This is a genomic window from Nocardia sp. CA-135398 (genome assembly GCF_050955845.1).
Classification (GTDB): Bacteria; Actinomycetota; Actinomycetes; order Mycobacteriales; family Mycobacteriaceae; genus Nocardia.
The window spans coordinates 1,194,495-1,210,471 of record NZ_CP192084.1 but is presented as its reverse complement, the minus strand read 5'-3'; the positions used below and the strand labels follow the sequence as shown (position 1 = coordinate 1,210,471).

General features: G+C 65.6%; 16 protein-coding genes. 11 read left to right on the top strand and 5 right to left on the bottom strand.

Annotation, left to right across the window (positions count from 1 at the left end; genetic code table 11):
* The first annotated feature begins 144 nt into the window (after window positions 1–144).
* From ACQP1T_RS05380 to ACQP1T_RS05360, 5 genes are all read left to right on the top strand, one after another.
* The gene (locus ACQP1T_RS05380; RefSeq protein WP_040695490.1) at window positions 145–471 is read left to right on the top strand and encodes a cupin domain-containing protein; all 327 of its coding nucleotides are present in this window, start codon (window positions 145–147) and stop codon (window positions 469–471) included.
* 60 nt (window positions 472–531) lie between these two features.
* Window positions 532–1,560: a Dyp-type peroxidase gene (locus ACQP1T_RS05375; protein ID WP_433758836.1), complete on the top strand. Its 1,029-nt coding sequence runs from the start codon at window positions 532–534 to the stop codon at window positions 1,558–1,560.
* Window positions 1,557–2,357, top strand: coding sequence for a family 1 encapsulin nanocompartment shell protein (locus ACQP1T_RS05370; RefSeq protein WP_433758835.1), 801 nt, complete (start codon window positions 1,557–1,559; stop codon window positions 2,355–2,357). Before ACQP1T_RS05375 ends, ACQP1T_RS05370 begins: the two co-directional genes overlap by 4 nt.
* A gap of 77 nt (window positions 2,358–2,434) precedes the next feature.
* On the top strand, window positions 2,435–2,965 hold the full coding sequence (locus ACQP1T_RS05365; protein ID WP_062993329.1) for a hypothetical protein: 531 nt from the start codon (window positions 2,435–2,437) through the stop codon (window positions 2,963–2,965).
* 64 nt (window positions 2,966–3,029) lie between these two features.
* Window positions 3,030–4,667 (top strand): TerD family protein, encoded by a 1,638-nt coding sequence (locus tag ACQP1T_RS05360; protein WP_433761989.1) that lies wholly within the window; start codon window positions 3,030–3,032, stop codon window positions 4,665–4,667.
* A 401-nt stretch (window positions 4,668–5,068) separates the two neighbouring features.
* On the opposite strand, the gene ACQP1T_RS05355 is transcribed toward ACQP1T_RS05360, so the two are convergent.
* The gene (locus ACQP1T_RS05355; RefSeq protein ID WP_433758834.1) at window positions 5,069–5,722 is read right to left on the bottom strand and encodes a TetR/AcrR family transcriptional regulator; all 654 of its coding nucleotides are present in this window, start codon (window positions 5,720–5,722) and stop codon (window positions 5,069–5,071) included.
* Between the two features lie 232 nt (window positions 5,723–5,954).
* Between ACQP1T_RS05355 and ACQP1T_RS05350 the strand changes: the two genes are divergently transcribed.
* The 4 genes from ACQP1T_RS05350 to ACQP1T_RS05335 all read left to right on the top strand — a co-directional run bounded on the left by ACQP1T_RS05350 (window position 5,955) and on the right by ACQP1T_RS05335 (window position 11,044).
* The gene (locus ACQP1T_RS05350; RefSeq protein ID WP_433758833.1) at window positions 5,955–7,490 is read left to right on the top strand and encodes an amino acid permease; all 1,536 of its coding nucleotides are present in this window, start codon (window positions 5,955–5,957) and stop codon (window positions 7,488–7,490) included.
* 145 nt (window positions 7,491–7,635) lie between these two features.
* Window positions 7,636–8,385: a DUF1989 domain-containing protein gene (locus ACQP1T_RS05345; protein WP_433758832.1), complete on the top strand. Its 750-nt coding sequence runs from the start codon at window positions 7,636–7,638 to the stop codon at window positions 8,383–8,385.
* Window positions 8,382–9,002 carry an urea amidolyase associated protein UAAP2 gene (locus ACQP1T_RS05340; RefSeq protein ID WP_433758831.1) on the top strand — a complete coding sequence of 207 codons (621 nt, stop codon included), beginning with the start codon at window positions 8,382–8,384 and terminating at the stop codon, window positions 9,000–9,002. The genes ACQP1T_RS05345 and ACQP1T_RS05340 overlap by 4 nt, the downstream gene beginning before the upstream one ends.
* 101 nt (window positions 9,003–9,103) lie before the next feature.
* Complete coding sequence (locus tag ACQP1T_RS05335; RefSeq protein ID WP_433761988.1) at window positions 9,104–11,044, top strand: 5-oxoprolinase/urea amidolyase family protein; 1,941 nt, start codon at window positions 9,104–9,106, stop codon at window positions 11,042–11,044.
* A 7-nt stretch (window positions 11,045–11,051) separates the two neighbouring features.
* Here ACQP1T_RS05335 and ACQP1T_RS05330 read toward each other — a convergent pair whose 3' ends face one another.
* On the bottom strand, window positions 11,052–11,204 hold the full coding sequence (locus ACQP1T_RS05330; protein ID WP_433758830.1) for a hypothetical protein: 153 nt from the start codon (window positions 11,202–11,204) through the stop codon (window positions 11,052–11,054).
* A gap of 86 nt (window positions 11,205–11,290) precedes the next feature.
* Window positions 11,291–12,445, bottom strand: coding sequence for an epoxide hydrolase family protein (locus ACQP1T_RS05325; RefSeq protein ID WP_433758829.1), 1,155 nt, complete (start codon window positions 12,443–12,445; stop codon window positions 11,291–11,293).
* Between the two features lie 62 nt (window positions 12,446–12,507).
* Here ACQP1T_RS05325 and ACQP1T_RS05320 point away from each other — a divergent pair, with 62 nt between their 5' ends.
* Window positions 12,508–13,458 carry a helix-turn-helix transcriptional regulator gene (locus ACQP1T_RS05320; RefSeq protein WP_433758828.1) on the top strand — a complete coding sequence of 317 codons (951 nt, stop codon included), beginning with the start codon at window positions 12,508–12,510 and terminating at the stop codon, window positions 13,456–13,458.
* A gap of 177 nt (window positions 13,459–13,635) precedes the next feature.
* On the opposite strand, the gene ACQP1T_RS05315 is transcribed toward ACQP1T_RS05320, so the two are convergent.
* The gene (locus ACQP1T_RS05315; RefSeq protein ID WP_433758826.1) at window positions 13,636–14,109 is read right to left on the bottom strand and encodes a MarR family winged helix-turn-helix transcriptional regulator; all 474 of its coding nucleotides are present in this window, start codon (window positions 14,107–14,109) and stop codon (window positions 13,636–13,638) included.
* Window positions 14,110–14,219: 110 nt separating this feature from the next.
* Here ACQP1T_RS05315 and ACQP1T_RS05310 point away from each other — a divergent pair, with 110 nt between their 5' ends.
* A complete protein-coding gene (locus ACQP1T_RS05310; RefSeq protein WP_433758825.1) occupies window positions 14,220–15,344 on the top strand; it encodes a GDSL-type esterase/lipase family protein in 1,125 nt (374 codons plus the stop codon).
* Here the strand turns inward: ACQP1T_RS05310 and ACQP1T_RS05305 are convergent.
* Window positions 15,337–15,951 (bottom strand): TetR/AcrR family transcriptional regulator, encoded by a 615-nt coding sequence (locus ACQP1T_RS05305; RefSeq protein WP_433758824.1) that lies wholly within the window; start codon window positions 15,949–15,951, stop codon window positions 15,337–15,339. The genes ACQP1T_RS05310 and ACQP1T_RS05305 overlap by 8 nt on opposite strands.
* Window positions 15,952–15,977 lie beyond the last annotated feature (26 nt).

Genomic DNA, 15,977 nt, shown 5'->3' with positions numbered 1-15,977 from the left:
CGCGCACCGACCGGCGCCGAACACGCCGCATACCGTCGCGGCGACCAAACCGGACACACGTCACCCGCCGGTCGGGCATACTCCTGGATATCAGCCCGTGTCACCAGCCCTGATCCGGCTGATTGCATCTGCGGAAGGTGGTCCATGGACAAGAAATCGCTGACTGCGGTCGCGCGCCAACAGCTCAAGTTGGCCAGCACCGCCACGAGCGGGCGCAGTTCGCAAACCATCTACGGCGGTCATGCCAATGCGCTGCGGCAGACCGTGGTCGGTCTGTCGGCGGGCCAGAGCCTGGCCGAACACGACAATGCCGGCGAGTCCACCCTGCTGGTGCTCAGCGGCACACTGACCTTGATCAGCGGCACCAACGAATGGAAAGGCTCGGCCGGGGACCTGCTGGTCGTGCCCAAGGCGCGGCACAGCGTCAAGGCCGTCGACGACGTCGCATTCCTGCTGACAGTCGCCAAGTAGCGGCCGACGGCGGCGCACCGCGTGACCGATTGGTCGGTGCCGCCCTCTAGGGTGGAGCGCATGGGTGAGCCGCAGCCGATCCTCGAACCGCTCACACCGGCCGCCATCTTCCTCGTCGCCACGATCGACGAGGGTGGCGAAGCGACGGTGCGCGACCTGCTCGCCGACCTCCCCGGGTTACGTCGTTCGGTCGGTTTTCGGCTGCCCGGCGCCGGACTCACCTGCGTCGCATCGATCGGTTCCGACGCGTGGGACCGCCTCTTCGCGGGCCCGCGCCCGGCCGAACTTCATGTGCTGCCCGAATTCGTCGGCCAGCATCACAGCGCGCCGACCACGCCGGGCGATCTGCTGTTCCACATCAAGTCCGAATTCCAGGATGCCTGCTTCGAATTGGCGATGACCATCGCCGACCGGCTCGACGGCGCGGTCACCATCGTCGATCAGACCGTCGGGTTCCGGTATTTCGAGCAACGCGATCTGCTCGGCTTCGTGGACGGCACGGAGAATCCGGAGGGCGCCGCGGCCTTCAGCACGGCGTTCGTCGGGGATGAGGATCCGGACTTCGCGGGCGGCAGTTATGTCGTCGTGCAGAAGTATCTGCACACCATGGCGCAGTGGCGGGCGCTGTCGGTCGAGGAGCAGGAGCGGGTGATCGGACGCACCAAGCTCGACGATTTCGAGCTCTCCGATGCGGATAAGCCCGCGAATTCGCATGTCGCGGTGAACACCGTCACCGACGACGAGGGCAATGAGCGAAAGATCCTGCGCGCCAATATGCCCTTCGGCAGCATCAAGGACGGCGAATTCGGCACCTATTACGTCGCCTACGCGGCCACGCCAAGTGTCACCGAAACCATGCTGTCCCGGATGTTCATCGGAACGGAGGAGGCGGCCTATGACCGGATCCTGGACTTCTCCATCGCGGTGACCGGCACGCTGTTCTTCGCACCGGCGCTCGACTTCTTCGACGACCTCCCCGACGCACCCGAGGTCGCCGCGACAGCGCTCGAGGAATCTTTATCGCCGAATGGTGTTGGCAGTAACGGTTCTCTGGGTATCGGCACGTTGAAAAGGAGCATGCAATCATGAACAACCTTCATCGCGAACTCGCGCCGATCACCGCCGAGGCATGGACCGCCATCGAGCAAGAGGCGACGCGTACCTTCAAGCGTCATATCGCCGGTCGCCGGGTGGTGGATCTTTCCGGACCGCACGGCGCCGACTACTCCGCGGTCGGCCTCGGCCGCACCACCGTCATCACCGCACCGGATGAGGGTGTGCAGGCCCGGCAACGGGTGGTCGCGCCGCTGGTCGAGTTGCGGGTGCCGTTCACGTTGTCACGCGAGGAACTCGACGATGTCGAGCGCGGCGCGCAGGACACCGATCTGGACGCGGTCAAGGAGGCGGCGCGCAAGATCGCCTTCGCCGAGGACCGGGCCATCTTCGAGGGCTATCAGGCCGCGAATATCACCGGCATTCGGGCGAGTTCGTCGAATTCCCCGATCACACTGCCGAGCGATCCGCGATTGGTGCCGGAGGCCGTCGCCCAGGCGCTGAGCGCACTGCGGCTGGCGGGCGTCGACGGACCGTACTCGGTGCTGTTGAGCGCGGACCTGTATACGGCGGTCAGCGAGACCTCCGATCACGGCCACCCGATCCGCACCCATATCGAACGCCTCATCCCGGAGGGCGAGATCATCTGGGCCCCGGCCATAGACGGTGCGTTCGTGCTGACCACCCGCGGCGGCGATTTCGACCTGCAGCTCGGTCAGGACCTGTCCATCGGCTATCAGGCCCACGATGCGCAATCGGTGCAGCTGTATTTCCAGCAGAGTCTGCAGTTCCTCGTCTACACCGGTGAGGCGGCCGTCGCGCTGGCTTCCTGATCTCGAGACCCGCCCGCATCGGGAAGCCAGCAGTAAACCGACCGACTAGGTTGGGGTGCGGTATGCAGGAGGTCGAGATGACGATGGTGCGCGCGGGTGTGGTGCCGACACGGCGGGCAATGCTGTACGGGATGCTCGGGATCGCGATCACCGTGCTGGTATGCGCTGCGATCGTGGCGGGATTCGGGGTCAACCGGGTATTCACCGGTCTACTGGCCGGTGCGGTGGCCGGAATCGCATTGCTTGTCGCGCTGTTCGGGCGCGATGTCGTCGTGCTCACCGAAGGGGCGATCTATCAGCGCACTCCGTGGCGGGAATCCAGTATCGACTGGGAGCGGGTGGTGGCCGGACGGTTCGCACTCGACGAGCGGGCCCGCTGGTCGCTGGCGCTGGATCTGATCGGCGGCGACGAGCGGCACGGTGAACTCGTGCTGCTGTCCATCCCGCCGGTGCGGCGACCGGTCGCCGGTGCGTACGACATGCGCAAACGCGAGCAGGTCAACGAGATTCGGGCCATGTTGCGGCGCAAGCGCGTGCCGGTAACGGTGCTGCCGGAGATCGCCGGTGCGCTGCAACAACATTGGCAGATCGCGCCGCCGACCCGCTGACAGCCGGGGCTCGCGGTGACCGAGACAGGGCGCGCTCAGGTCGTATACCTTGGCAGATGTGTCGATGATGAAGGGCGCCAATGTCGCGGTGCCGATGTCTTCAGTCCGCGTCGAGCTGGGGTGGCAGTCAGGTCCAGGGGTTCCGGATGCGGATGCCTCCGCGCTGTTGCTCGTGTCCGGGAAGGTGCGCTCGGACGACGACTTCGTCTTCTATAACCAGCCGAATCATCCGTCCGGCGCGGTGCGGCACGAAGGTAAGCGACCGGGCGCGACGGTCATCGACACGTTGTCGGTGAATCTGGCGCAGGTCGAAGCGCAGATCGACACGATTGTGATCGCGGCCTCCGCGGATGGTGGCACGTTCGGGCAGTTACATGGGCTGTATGTGCGGGTGCTCGATGCGGTGAGCGGCGCGGAGGCGGCGCGGTTCGACAGCACCGGGGCGACTACCGAGACCGCGTTCGTGCTCGGGGAGTTGTATCGACGGCAAGGGGCGTGGAAGTTCCGGGCGGTTGGTCAGGGGTATGCGACCGGGTTGGCCGGGCTGGCTACCGATTTCGGGATTTCGGTTGATGATGCGGGGGCTGGGCAGACGCCTGCGGGTCAGACTCCTGCGCAATCGGCTTACACTCCGCCTCCGACGCAGTCGTACACGCCACCATCTACGCCTCAGCAGCAGTTCGCGGCGCCTCCCACACCGCAGCAGCACACGCCATCTCCCGCGCCGCCGCAGCACACGCCGCAGCAGTTCGGGGCACCGTTCGCGCCGCAGCAGTTCGGAGCACCGCCCGCGCCACAGCAGCACATGCCGCAGCCTGCGCAGTATCCGCCCGCGGCACCGCCCGGGTATCCGCCGAATCCGGCGCAACCGTATCCGGCGGGCCCGTCTCCGCAGCCCTACGCGCAGAACCCTTTTCCACCGAACCAAACGCCGCAGCCCTATGCGGCGCCTGACCAGCAGCCGCAGCCCTATCCGGCGCCGAACCAACCATCGCAGCCTTATGCACCGCCGACCGCGTCCAACCAATTCGCCCCGCCTGCTGCCGCTTCCGGCGCGCCGGTCAATCTCAGCAAGGTTTCCCTGACGAAGGAAGCGCCGACGGTCTCGCTGACCAAGCACGGTGCCACCTCGGGAACCATGCGGGTCAACCTGAATTGGGTCACCGCGCAGACCGGCGGCGGTGGTGGTCTGTTCGGCCGCAAGCGCGCCAATGCCCTCGACCTCGATCTCTGCTGCTTCTTCGAACTGGCCGACGGCCGGATCGGATCCGTTCGCGCCCTGGACCGTTCGTTCGGCGCGCTGGACCGTCCGCCGTTCATCCGGCTCGATCAGGACGACCGGACCGGCAGCAGCACGACCGGGGAGAATCTCGATATCAATCTCGACTACACCGCGCAGTTCCGCCGGATTCTGGTCTTCGCCTCGATCTACGAAGGGGCGAACAACTTCCAGGGCGTGCAGTCGACCGCCACCCTGTATCCGCTGAACTCGCCGCCGATCGAAATGATCATCAGTGGCTGCCAGGACAACTCGCGCGATGTGATCCTCGCCCATATCGAGAATGTCAACGGCGAACTCATCGTTCGTCGTGACGGCACCTTCATCCGGCCGCCCTCTGCGCAACCCGGTGGCGGCGTCCTCGAGATCGCGCGTATCTACAACTGGGGCTTCGAATTCAAAGCCACACGCGGCAAAGGCTAACGTCGCCCAAACGATTGCGGGGGGCATTCCTGTCGATGATCAAGGGCGCCGATGTTGCGGTGCCGACATCCAGTGTTCGGGTCGAACTCGGCTGGCAGGCCGGACCGGGCGTGCCCGATGCCGATGCGTCGGTGCTGCTGCTCGCCGGTGGCAAAGTGCATTCGGTTACGGGATCTCCGTCGACGAAGACCTGCCTGTGGGAACTCCAGGACGGGTCCAAGGGCACCATCCATGCCATGGGCAATTTCGGATCGCTGGAGAAGTCGCCTTACATCCTGCTCGATAAGGATGACCGCACCCGGGGGGCAGCGAGAACCTCGACTGAACCCGGGCATCGATCTGGCCTACGGCTGGGGAATGCAATGGGTTGCTGTCGACGGAAAGTCTTGACGCGCAGGCGGTCAGGCCGCACGCTGCAGGAGCGCGGTCGCGTCGGCGCGGAGGCTGTCCAGATCACCGCGCCATCCGAGCATGCGCATGATCGCGTCGGGGATGGCGTGTTCGGCGTGAGCGGGTGCGCTGCCCTCGTCCGAGCGGATGTTGATCACCGTCTCGACCAGCCGGAACGGCAGGGCCTCGGCCCCAGGCACGCCCGCCTCGGCGGCGACCGCAGTAGCCAAAGTTTCGTAGTGCCTGCGTAATTCGTCGCGGCGCAAGCGAAAGGCGGCGAAGCGTTCGGTGCGCAATTCCGGAAGTAGATATAGCGCACCGAGATTCCAGTGTGATACGCACAGCTGGCGCACATCGAACCGGGCCAGTGCGTACAACCGAGTGTGCGCCGGCTCTGGAACCTCGCGTAGGCGTTCGGCGAGATCCAATGGGCCCGCGATGGTTTCGGCGAGCAGCGCGTCGAGGATGTCGTCCTTGGCGGCGAAGTGGTGGTAGAGCGAGGCCTGCCGGATTCCGACCGCATCGGCGACCGCACGCGTAGAGGTGTTGGCATAGCCGTTGGTGGTGAACAGCTCTCCGGCGGCGTCGAGGATCTCGGCGCGTGGCGTCCGACCGCGCCGGGGACGCTGGTCGAGACGGGGACGGCCGGGACCGAGATTTGCCACGACGTCATTCTGACACCGCCTCCTATGCGGCCGACCGTCGCCATAGCGATCAGACCGGTCTGATGTTTCCAGTGCGATTTCCCAGGTGTGAGGTTTCTGTCATTCGATAGAAATCAAGGCAACGCAGAAGTTACCGGCGTTCCCGGAAGCGATACACGAGGGACACCGAAACCGCGATCGCGATCACGAAACTGTCATTCGATAGGTATTGGCCGCTCGCGAAGGAAACCCCATGGCCACCAGAGTCGATTCCCCCGCCCCCGTCCTCCCACCACCCGCCGACCAGGACAATGCCGACCTGGCAGGCTTCGGCTATCAGCCGGTGCTACACCGCAAACTCGGCCGCTATGCCTCATTCGCGGCCGGATTCTCCTTCGTCTCGATCCTCACCACGATCTTCCAGTTCTTCGGCTTCGGCTATTCGTTCGGTGGGGCCGCATTCTTCTGGACTTGGCCGATCGTGTTCGTCGGGCAGTTCCTGGTCGCGCTGAACTTCGCCGAACTGGCCGCGCGGTACCCGATTTCGGGCTGCATCTACCAGTGGTCGCGTCGGCTCGGCGGCGAGGTCGTCGGCTGGTTCGCCGGGTGGATGATGGTCATCGCACAGATCGTGACTGCCGCTGCCGCGGCGATCGCGCTGCAGGTGGTGCTGCCATCGATCTGGAGCGGATTCCAGATCATCGGCGACGACACCGCGCTCACCTCGACCTCCGGCGCCAGCAATGCGGTACTGCTCGGCAGCATCCTGCTGGTGCTCACCACGGTGATCAATGTGATCGGCATCGATCTGATGGCGCGGATCAATTCGATCGGCGTCACGGTAGAGATCATCGGCGTGTTGGCGATCATCGCGCTGTTCTTCACCCACACCGAGCGCGGGCCGGGCGTGGTGCTGCACACCGATCAGGCCGCACCCGGACCGTATTGGGCGGCATTCCTCGTCTCGGGTCTGATGGCCGCCTATGTGATGGTCGGATTCGACTCCGCCGGAGAGCTTTCCGAGGAGACCAAGAATCCGCGCCGGGTCGCGCCGCGCACCATTCTGACCGCGCTCGCTGTCTCCGCACTCGGCGGTGGCCTGCTGCTGCTCGGTGCGCTGATGGCGGCGCCGAGTCTGGATGACGGTTCATTGGGCTCGGAGGGCCTGGCCTATGTGCTCACCGCAAAGCTGGACAGCCCGGCGGGCAAGGTGCTGCTCGGTTGTGTCGCGGTGGCGATCACGGTGTGCACCTTGGCAATTCAGACCGCTGGTTCGCGACTGATGTTCTCGATGGCACGAGACGGCAAGTTGCCCTTCGCCCGTCGCCTCGCCGTGGTGCATCCGCGCTTCGGCACGCCGGTGCTGCCCGCGGTGATCATCGGTGTGCTCGGTATCGGTCTGCTGGTGCTCAATCTCGGCAATGCGGCGATCTTCGCCACGCTGGCCAGTGTCTGCATCGTGACGCTCTACCTGGCATATCTGCTGGTCACCGTGCCGCTACTGGTGCGACGGATCAGGGGATGGGACAGCGGCGATGCCGGGCTCTTCAACCTGGGCCGTTTCGGAATTCCGATCAACGCACTTGCCGTCACCTGGGGCATCGCGATGGCGGTGAATCTGGCCTGGCCACGCGCCGAGGTCTACACGCCGAATGGCGGTGGCTGGTGGATGCTCTGGGCCGCACCGCTTTTCGTGGTGATCGTGGTCGCCGTCGGAGTTGTCGTGCATCGCATTGTCAATGCGAAGCCGAGCACCGAAAGCCTCGAGCCCGCAGTCCAACCCGCCTGATCGAGGGGTGCGGTGGTGGTCTCGAAGCCACCACCGCACACCGACCGAACGAGCCGCACCACATGCGACCACCGATCAGGCACACCCGGCCGCCCTCGGCATCCAAGGCACCAGTCCCGGACACCGACGATCTTAGGAACCACCGATGACCAGCACCGCCTCCACCATCGGGGCCCGCGCGCATGCGAGGTCCCAAGCGGCCACCGCAACCATTCCCGGACCGGAGTTACCGGATGACGTTGCGGCGGCGAGAATAACCTTCGCCCAACGCATTCCGGCCGGTGGCTACGCGAATGTCGTACTCGGTCGCGGGACCAGGCTGCGCCTGCGCGATCCCGCCGGTGCCGCGTGCGCGCACATGTTGCTGCTGCGGGCCGACGCACCGTGGGAGCGGCTCAACGTCGCCGATACCGTGAAGGTGCCATGGCAGGCGTATCCGGGTACCGGACATCCGCTGCTCTCCGATCAGGGCCGGGTGCTGGCCACGATCGTCGCCGACACTTCTGGGCGACATGACGCCCTGTGCGGCCCGACGCCCGAAGGCCGTGCGCTGCTGCGGCTCGCGGGGGCGAAGCAGGGACTCGAGCCGCGGGATATCGCGCCGACGATGTCCTTCTTCCGCGGCGTCCGCGTCGAATCCGATGGTGCGCTGACCGCAACCGGCAGCGCGGCCGCGGGCTCGTCGGTCGACCTGCTCATCCATTTGCCAGTGGTGCTGCTCGTCGCCGATACCGCGCACCCGCTAGATGACCGACCCGCGACGGATCTCGATCTTGTCGCCTGGGCGGCACCGGAAGAGCTTGCTGTGCAGCATAATTCGGACCCCGAATATCTGCGCGCAGTCGTGAACACCGAACAGGCCTGGGCGGCCGCGACTCTGGAGGTAGGGGCATGACCTCGGCAGCGACCCGCACCATCGTGCTCGACGAAACCGTGCCCGCATGCGCGCCATGGTCGACCGTGGTCCGCGCGGGCGATCAGCTCGAAATCATCGACCTGCACGGCAATCAGGCGGTGGATTGCCTGCTCTATTCCGCCGCCGACCACACCGACCGCTACAGCGCGCAGGCCACCGTTGCCGCACAGCGCAATATCTTCCTCGGCACCGGCAGTGTGCTGCGCACCGATGCGGGCACCGCGCTCATGACCGTGCTCGCCGACGAGGTCGGCAACCACGACACCATCGCGGGCGCCTGCTCCCAGGAGTCCAATACGCTGCGCTACGGCCAGCACACCCGCCACCAGCACGCCTGTGTGGAGAACTTCCTCACCGAGGCGCTGAAATGGGGCCTCGGCAAACGTGATCTGGTGTCGAACATCAACTGGTTCATGAATGTCCCGGTCGAGCCCGATGGCACCCTCGGGATCGTCGACGGACTGTCGGCTCCGGGAAAGAGAGTCACACTGCGCGCCGAGATCGACACGTTGGTGCTGGTGTCGAATTGCCCGCAGATCAACAACCCCTGCAATGGATTCGATCCTACGCCCGTGCGGATGGTGGTGAGCCGATGACCGTTGCCGACCTAGCGGTTGAACAGAGCGACGTCGCCGGAGCCGCCGACGGCACGCACACCGAAGATCCACAGCGGACTGCGCAGGTGGTACGGCCGGGAATGCTCACCACGGTGCAGGATTGGCCGGGGCGGATCGGATATTGGCACGTCGGAGTTCCGCCTTCGGGGCCGATGGACGATCTGTCGTTCCGACTGGGCAACCGCGTACTCGGCAATCCCGAGGGCGCCGCTGGCCTCGAGTGCACACTCGGCGGTCCCGCGCTGAAGTTTTCCGCGGCGACCTGGGTATGCGTTACCGGCGCACCGACCGATGTCACCGTGAACGGAACCCGCGTCCAGCAGTGGCGAACAGTGCGGGTTCCGGCGGACGGAACGCTGGATATCGGTGCGGTGCGCGGACCGGGCATGCGCTGCTATGTGCTGATCGCGGGCGGTATTCGATTGCCCGAATATCTGGGCAGCGCAGCCACATTCACGCTCGGAAAATTCGGCGGCAGCGCGGGCAATGCGCTGCGTGCCGGTGAAATGCTGTCGCTCGGCGCGCATCAGGGCCGGGTGGCTGTCGCGGTGCCGATGGAGGAGCAGCCGGTCCTGACCCGACGGTGGGAATTGGCCGTGACCGAAGGCCCGCACGGCGCACCGGAGTTCTTCACCCGCAATGACTTCGACACCATCATCAGCACCGACTACGAGGTGCATTTCAATTCCGATCGCACCGGGGTGCGGCTGATCGGACCGAAACCCGAATGGGCCAGGACCGATGGCGGCGAAGCCGGCTTGCACCCGTCCAATATCCACGACACCCCGTATTCGGTTGGGGCGCTGGACTTCACCGGCGACACACCCATTCTGCTCGGCCCCGACGGACCGAGCCTCGGCGGCTTCGTCTGCCCGGTGACCGTGGTCGCCGCCGACCGATGGAAACTCGGCCAGCTCGCCCCCGGCGATACCGTGCGCTTCGTCCCGATCCGCAGCGACCGTGCCGCCTCGGTTCGAGAACTCGGTACGGCCCGTCGCGCCGCCTGGCCCGCCGTGCTCTCCCCCGGCGGCGATGGCGATGCCGGTGTATTGCGCCGCACCGATGTCGACGCCGAGACCGGGGTGACCTACCGCCGTCAGGGAGATGACGGCGTCCTCGTCGAATACGGCACCATGACACTGGATCTCGGGCTACGCGCCCGGGTGCACGCGCTGCATCAGCACCTGCTCGAGGTCGGTGTGCGCGGCGTGACAGAACTGACACCGGGTGTCCGTTCGCTGCAGATCCGAGTCGATCCCACGATCATCCCGGTGCCCGTCCTGCTCGATCTGCTGGCCGAGGCCGAACAGCACATCCCCGCCGCCGACCAGCTCGTAGTGCCGAGCCGCACCGTGCATCTGCCGCTGTCCTGGGACGATCCGTCCACCAGGGAGGCGATCACCCGCTATATGCACGGTGTGCGGGCGGACGCGCCGTGGTGTCCGTGGAATATCGAATTCATCCGGCGCATGAACGGATTGGCTACGGTGCAGGACGTCTACGACACCGTCTTCGGCGCCGAATATCTGGTCCTCGGTCTCGGCGACGTCTATCTCGGCGCGCCTGTCGCGACCCCGACCGATCCGCGGCACCGACTGGTCACCACGAAGTACAACCCGGCCCGCACCTGGACTCCCGAAAATGCCGTCGGCATCGGTGGCGCGTACCTGTGCATATACGGGATGGAGGGTCCCGGCGGTTACCAATTCGTCGGCCGCACAACCCAAGTGTGGAACCATCGTCACCCTGGCAACGGGACCGACGAATCCCCCTGGCTGCTGCGATATTTCGACCGGATCCACTGGTATCCGGTCGAAGCCGATGAACTCCTCGACCTGCGCGCCGATTTCGCGGCGGGCAAGGTCGAGGTGCGGGCCGAGGACGGCGAGTTCGCGCTCGCCGACTATCGGAAGTTCCTGTCCGACAATGCCGAATCCATCGACGAATTCCGCGCGATACAGACCGCGGCCTTCGCCGCCGAACGCGACTCCTGGCGGCAGGCTGGTGAACTCACCGCCTGAGCATGCTCTACCAGCCGAACAGCTCCGCCATATCGATGGACTCGTCATCCCAGAGTTCTTCGATATGGCGTCGTTCGACCTCGGACAGATCGGGTGACCAGCCGCAGCGCCGCCAGAACTCTTCCCGATATTCCTGAGTAATCCTTCTCGGCTCACTCATGGCGCTCACCTCTGCGTTGCCACCGTCGTGCTGCCATTGATTGTGAGCCTGTTCCGGACGCGACATGCCGGAACAGGCCCACGATTTCAGCGCAGGTCGCGGAAGAACGCGCGGATGTCTTCCAGCAGCAGCACCGGCTCCTCCAGCGCCGCGAAATGTCCGCCGCGATCCACATCGACCCAGTGGGTCATGGTGTGCTGAGTCTCGCAGTAGCGCCGAATGCCGACATCCTGGGCGAAAACGATCGCCCCGGTCGGCACCCCGGAATTCGATTTGTTCGTACCCCACCCGGCGCGCTGCGCGTAGCCGACGAAGGCGGCCGAACCCGCGGTGCCGTTGAGCCAGTACAGCATCACATTGGTCAGCAGCCGGTCGCGGTCGATGATCTTGTCCGGGTCCACGTTTCGCGGATAGGTCCATTCCCGGAATTTGTCCATGATCCAGGCGAGCTGGCCGATCGGCGAATCGACCAGTCCGTAGGCCAAGGTCTGCGGACGGGTGGATTGAATCGCGATATAGCCCATCTCCTCGCGCAGGAACGCCTGGATGCGACCGATCCGGTCGCGTTCGAGATCGGTCAGACTGGCCAGCTCGTCCTCGGACAGTTGATGGGTCGCAATCGGATCCGGGCCGCCGTTGGTGTGGACGCCCACTACATTTTTCGGCGCGCTTCGGCCCACCTCCGGACTCACCGCAGCACCGATATCACCGCCCTGTGTGCCATAGCGCTGGTAGCCGAGTCGGCGCATGAGTTCGGCCCAGGTGTCGCCGATCTTCGCGCTGGTCCAGCCCGACTCGGCGACGGGGCCGGAGAAGCCGAAGCCAGGCAGCGATGGAATGACCAGGTGGAAGGCGTCGGCGGGATCGCCGCCGTGGGCGCGCGGGTCGGTCAGCGGTCCGATCACGTCGAGGAATTCGACGACCGAACCCGGCCAGCCGTGCGTCATCAGCAGCGGCAGGGCATCGGGCTCCGGCGAGCGGACGTGCAGGAAGTGGATGCGCTGTTCGTCGATCTCGGTGGTGAATTGCGGATAGGTGTTGAGCTGGGCCTCGGCGGCGCGCCAGTCGTAGCCGGTGCGCCAGTAGTCGACCAGGTCGCGCAGCCATGCGGTCGGCACGCCGGTATCCCAGCCGTCGCCGGGCAGCGGTGCGGGCCAGCGCGCATTCTCGAGACGATTGCGCAGGTCATCGAGCTGCTGCTGCGGGATTTCGATGCGGAATGGTGCGATCTCTTGGTTCATGACACCACGCTATGAGACGCCTAGGACAGGCCTGGCCCTAGGTTTGGGGCAGACTTTCAACCATGTTGGAAACCTCCGCGCGCCTGCTGCGATTGCTTTCGCTCTTGCAGACGCCTCGCGACTGGACCGGTACCGAACTCGCCGAACGCCTCGAGGTCGATGTGCGCACGGTGCGCCGCGATATCGATAAGTTGCGCAACCTCGGCTATCCGGTCGATGCGACGGCCGGAGTCGCGGGCTATCGTCTCGGCGCGGGCGCGAAACTGCCGCCGCTGCTGCTCGATGACGATGAGGCGGTCGCCGTCGCCGTCGGGTTACGCACCGCGGCGGGCGGCACCATCGCGGGCATCGAGGACAGCTCATTGCGCGCGCTCACCAAACTGGAGCAGGTGCTGCCGTCGAGGCTGCGGCATCGGGTCAGCCTGATCCAATCGGCCACTGTCACAGTGCCTTCCGCAGGACCGACCGTCGACCCCGAGGTGCTGACCGCCATCGCCGGTGCCATCCGAGACAATCACCGCCTGCGCTTCGACTACCGAACCCACGGCGGCACAACATCATTGCGCACTACCGAGCCGCACCGCCTGGTCCACACCGGTCGGCACTGGTACCTCATCGCCTGGGATATCGACCGCGCGGACTGGCGCACCTATCGCGTCGACCGCCTGCACCCCCGCATTCCCACCGGCCCGCGCTTCGCTCCACACGAACCACCCGAGACCGACCTGGCCCACTACATCACCAGCGGGACAACAACTTCCCCCTACCGTTACGCCGCCCGCGTCACCCTGTATGTGCCCGCTCAGGTCGCCGCCGAACGCATCGCCCCGACCGTCGGCGTCATCGAGGCCATCGACGATCGGACCTGCCTACTGCGCACGGGTTCCAACTCCCTGGACGAACTCGCCGTCTATATAGCGGTTTTCGGCTTCGCCTGCCGAATCCACGAACCCCCCGAACTGATCGCGCACGTCCGTGAACTCACCAATCGCCTCACCGCGGCGATCGACTAGCGGTCGCACCGGGACGGCGGCGATCTCGATAGTCGTTTCGGACACGGCGAGTCCGCCACCTCGGCGACGGTGATGGCGGTCGATGGCGCCCGAGGCTTCGAGGCAGGTCACCGGATTCGCCAATGACCGCCGGACTTGCGCCCCGAGGTCCGGGCCCGCAACTGGCCGTGCCGACACCTAGTCGGTTTCGCGGGCAGTGGCCTCCGGATTCACCTGATCGCGAATGGTGCGCAGACCGGCGACGAAGGCATCGAGTTGGTCCGGGGGCAGCAAGCCGGTGAACCAGCGTTCGATGACCTCGAGGTAGTCGGGGAGGACGCTGGCCAAGCGGGTCGCACCGGCGGCGGTGAGCACGGCGTAGGAGCTGCGGCGGTCCACCGAGCCGAGTTCGCGGTGCACGAAACCGTTGCGCTGCAGGCGGTCGACCAGTCGGGTGACGCCGCTGGTGGACAGGTTGGTTTGAGCGGCGAGGTCGGTCATTCGCAGACGACGCTCCGGTGAGCGGCTCAGGCGCATCAGCGCATTGACATCGAGCCCGGACAGACCGTGTTTCTTCCAGGTGGGCTCCAGTTTTCGGGTCAGGCCTTCGTACGCCTCGTAAAGCAGGCCCATGGTGGTGAGCTTGGGGTCGTCGAAGAGTTCTGCGTCCACGGTTGCGAGCTTAGCCGAGATAGTTGCCGTGGGGATAGTTGACATGCGGAACATATGCGCTAGATTGTTGTCACCGCAATATTCCTCACGGCAACTAAATGGAGATTCCGATGACTACCTCTTCGCGCTGGGTCGCTGGCTTCCGTTCCACGCTGGTCGATCCTGCCGAGCGGATTCGTTTCGCCGAGCCACGCGGGTTCGCCGATGAAACGGTGCGTCAGGTACTGCACCTGGTTGGCGGCGGCGAGCAACTGCGGGTGCGGCTGACGAACCGCTACGGCTCGACGCCGGTGACCGTCGGCGCGGCCCGCATAGCGCTGCGCAAGTCGGGGGTGGAGATCGTCGCGGAGACCGATACCGAGCTGCGCTTCGACGGCAAGGCACAAGTCGTCATTCCCGCTGGAGCCGATATCGTCAGTGACCCAGTCGATTTCGCCACAGCGGCCGGTACGGATCTGGCGCTGAGCATTTACCTGCCGAAAGAGACCGGCCTGGCACCGTTTTCGCAGCTGCCGATGGAACCCAGCTTCGTGGCCGCTGGCGATCAGGTCACCGCACTCGCGCTATCCGAAGCCGAGGAGACCACCTCGCGCTTCTATGTAACCGGCGTCGACGTGCTCACCTCGGCTAAAGGCCCGATCGTTGTCGCGTTCGGCGACTCCTGGTTCGAAGGCGTCGGATCGACCTCGGGTGCGAACCACCGTTCCGTCGACGTCCTGAACGAACGCCTCAGCAGCGGTTGGGTTCTCAATCAAGGCATCGGTGGGAACCGACTGCTGACCGATCAGGTCGGCGAACACGGCCTGGCCCGTTTCGACCGCGATGTGCTCGCGGTTCCCGGTGTGACGCATGTGGTCCTGAACTTCGGTATCAACGATCTGATCCTCGACAACAGCACGTCATCCGCCGAAGCGCTCATCGCAGGTTTCACGGAATTGGCCGGACGTGCGCATGCGGCCGGACTCGCGGTGTACGCCAACACCATCGGGCCCTTCGCCGGTGTCATCTATCCGGATCTCAATGTCGCAGAGGGCCGTGCGGTTCGCCGTCCGGTCAACGAATGGCTGCGTACCACAACCATTTTCGATGCGGTGTTCGATGTGGCTGCCGCCGTTGCGGATCCGAATGATCCCGACTTCATCCGACCCGATCTGGACAGCGGCGACGGGCTGCATTTGAACGATACCGGTCACCGCATCATGGGTGAGACCATGTCCATTCCGGGACTTATCTAGGCGCGAGGCCGCGCAGGACGATTTCGACGCCGAGGCGGAATTCCGTCTCGGCGTCGACATTTCGGGCGTCGGTGGCGGTTTCGACGAGTACCGGATAATCGGCCGGGGCGAGTCGGGTCATGGCGGCGGTGCCCGCGCCGGAGAGTGGGCCGTAGTGCTCGTTCTGGAGGTGGCCGAGCAGAAAGGCCATGAGGGTGCGTTGGGCCAGGACTCGGCCGACGCCGGTGAAGCCCGCATCGGTGAGCACGGTCAGCGTCGCCTCGATCCAGCGCAGGCTATTGGGGGCGGACTGGCGGTGGCGCACGACCAGCGGGACCGACGCGGGGTGGGTGGATACCGTCGTGCGCATGCGGTCCAGTAGGGCCGCGATGCGGTCGCGCCAGTCCGTGGCGGTCGGTGGGGTGAGGTCGATGTCGGCCAGCAGATGGTCGACGACCAGCAGCTCGAGTTCATCGCGGTCGGCGACGTAGCGGTAGAGCCCCATGGTGGCGATGCGGAGTTCCTTCGCGACCGCGCGCATGGTGAGGCCGGACAGCCCGTCGCGGTCGAGCACCGCGACGGCGGCGGCTGCGATGACAGGGCTGGTCAGCGAGCGAGGGCGGGGCACGGGTTGACAGCGTACAAGGTACGCGC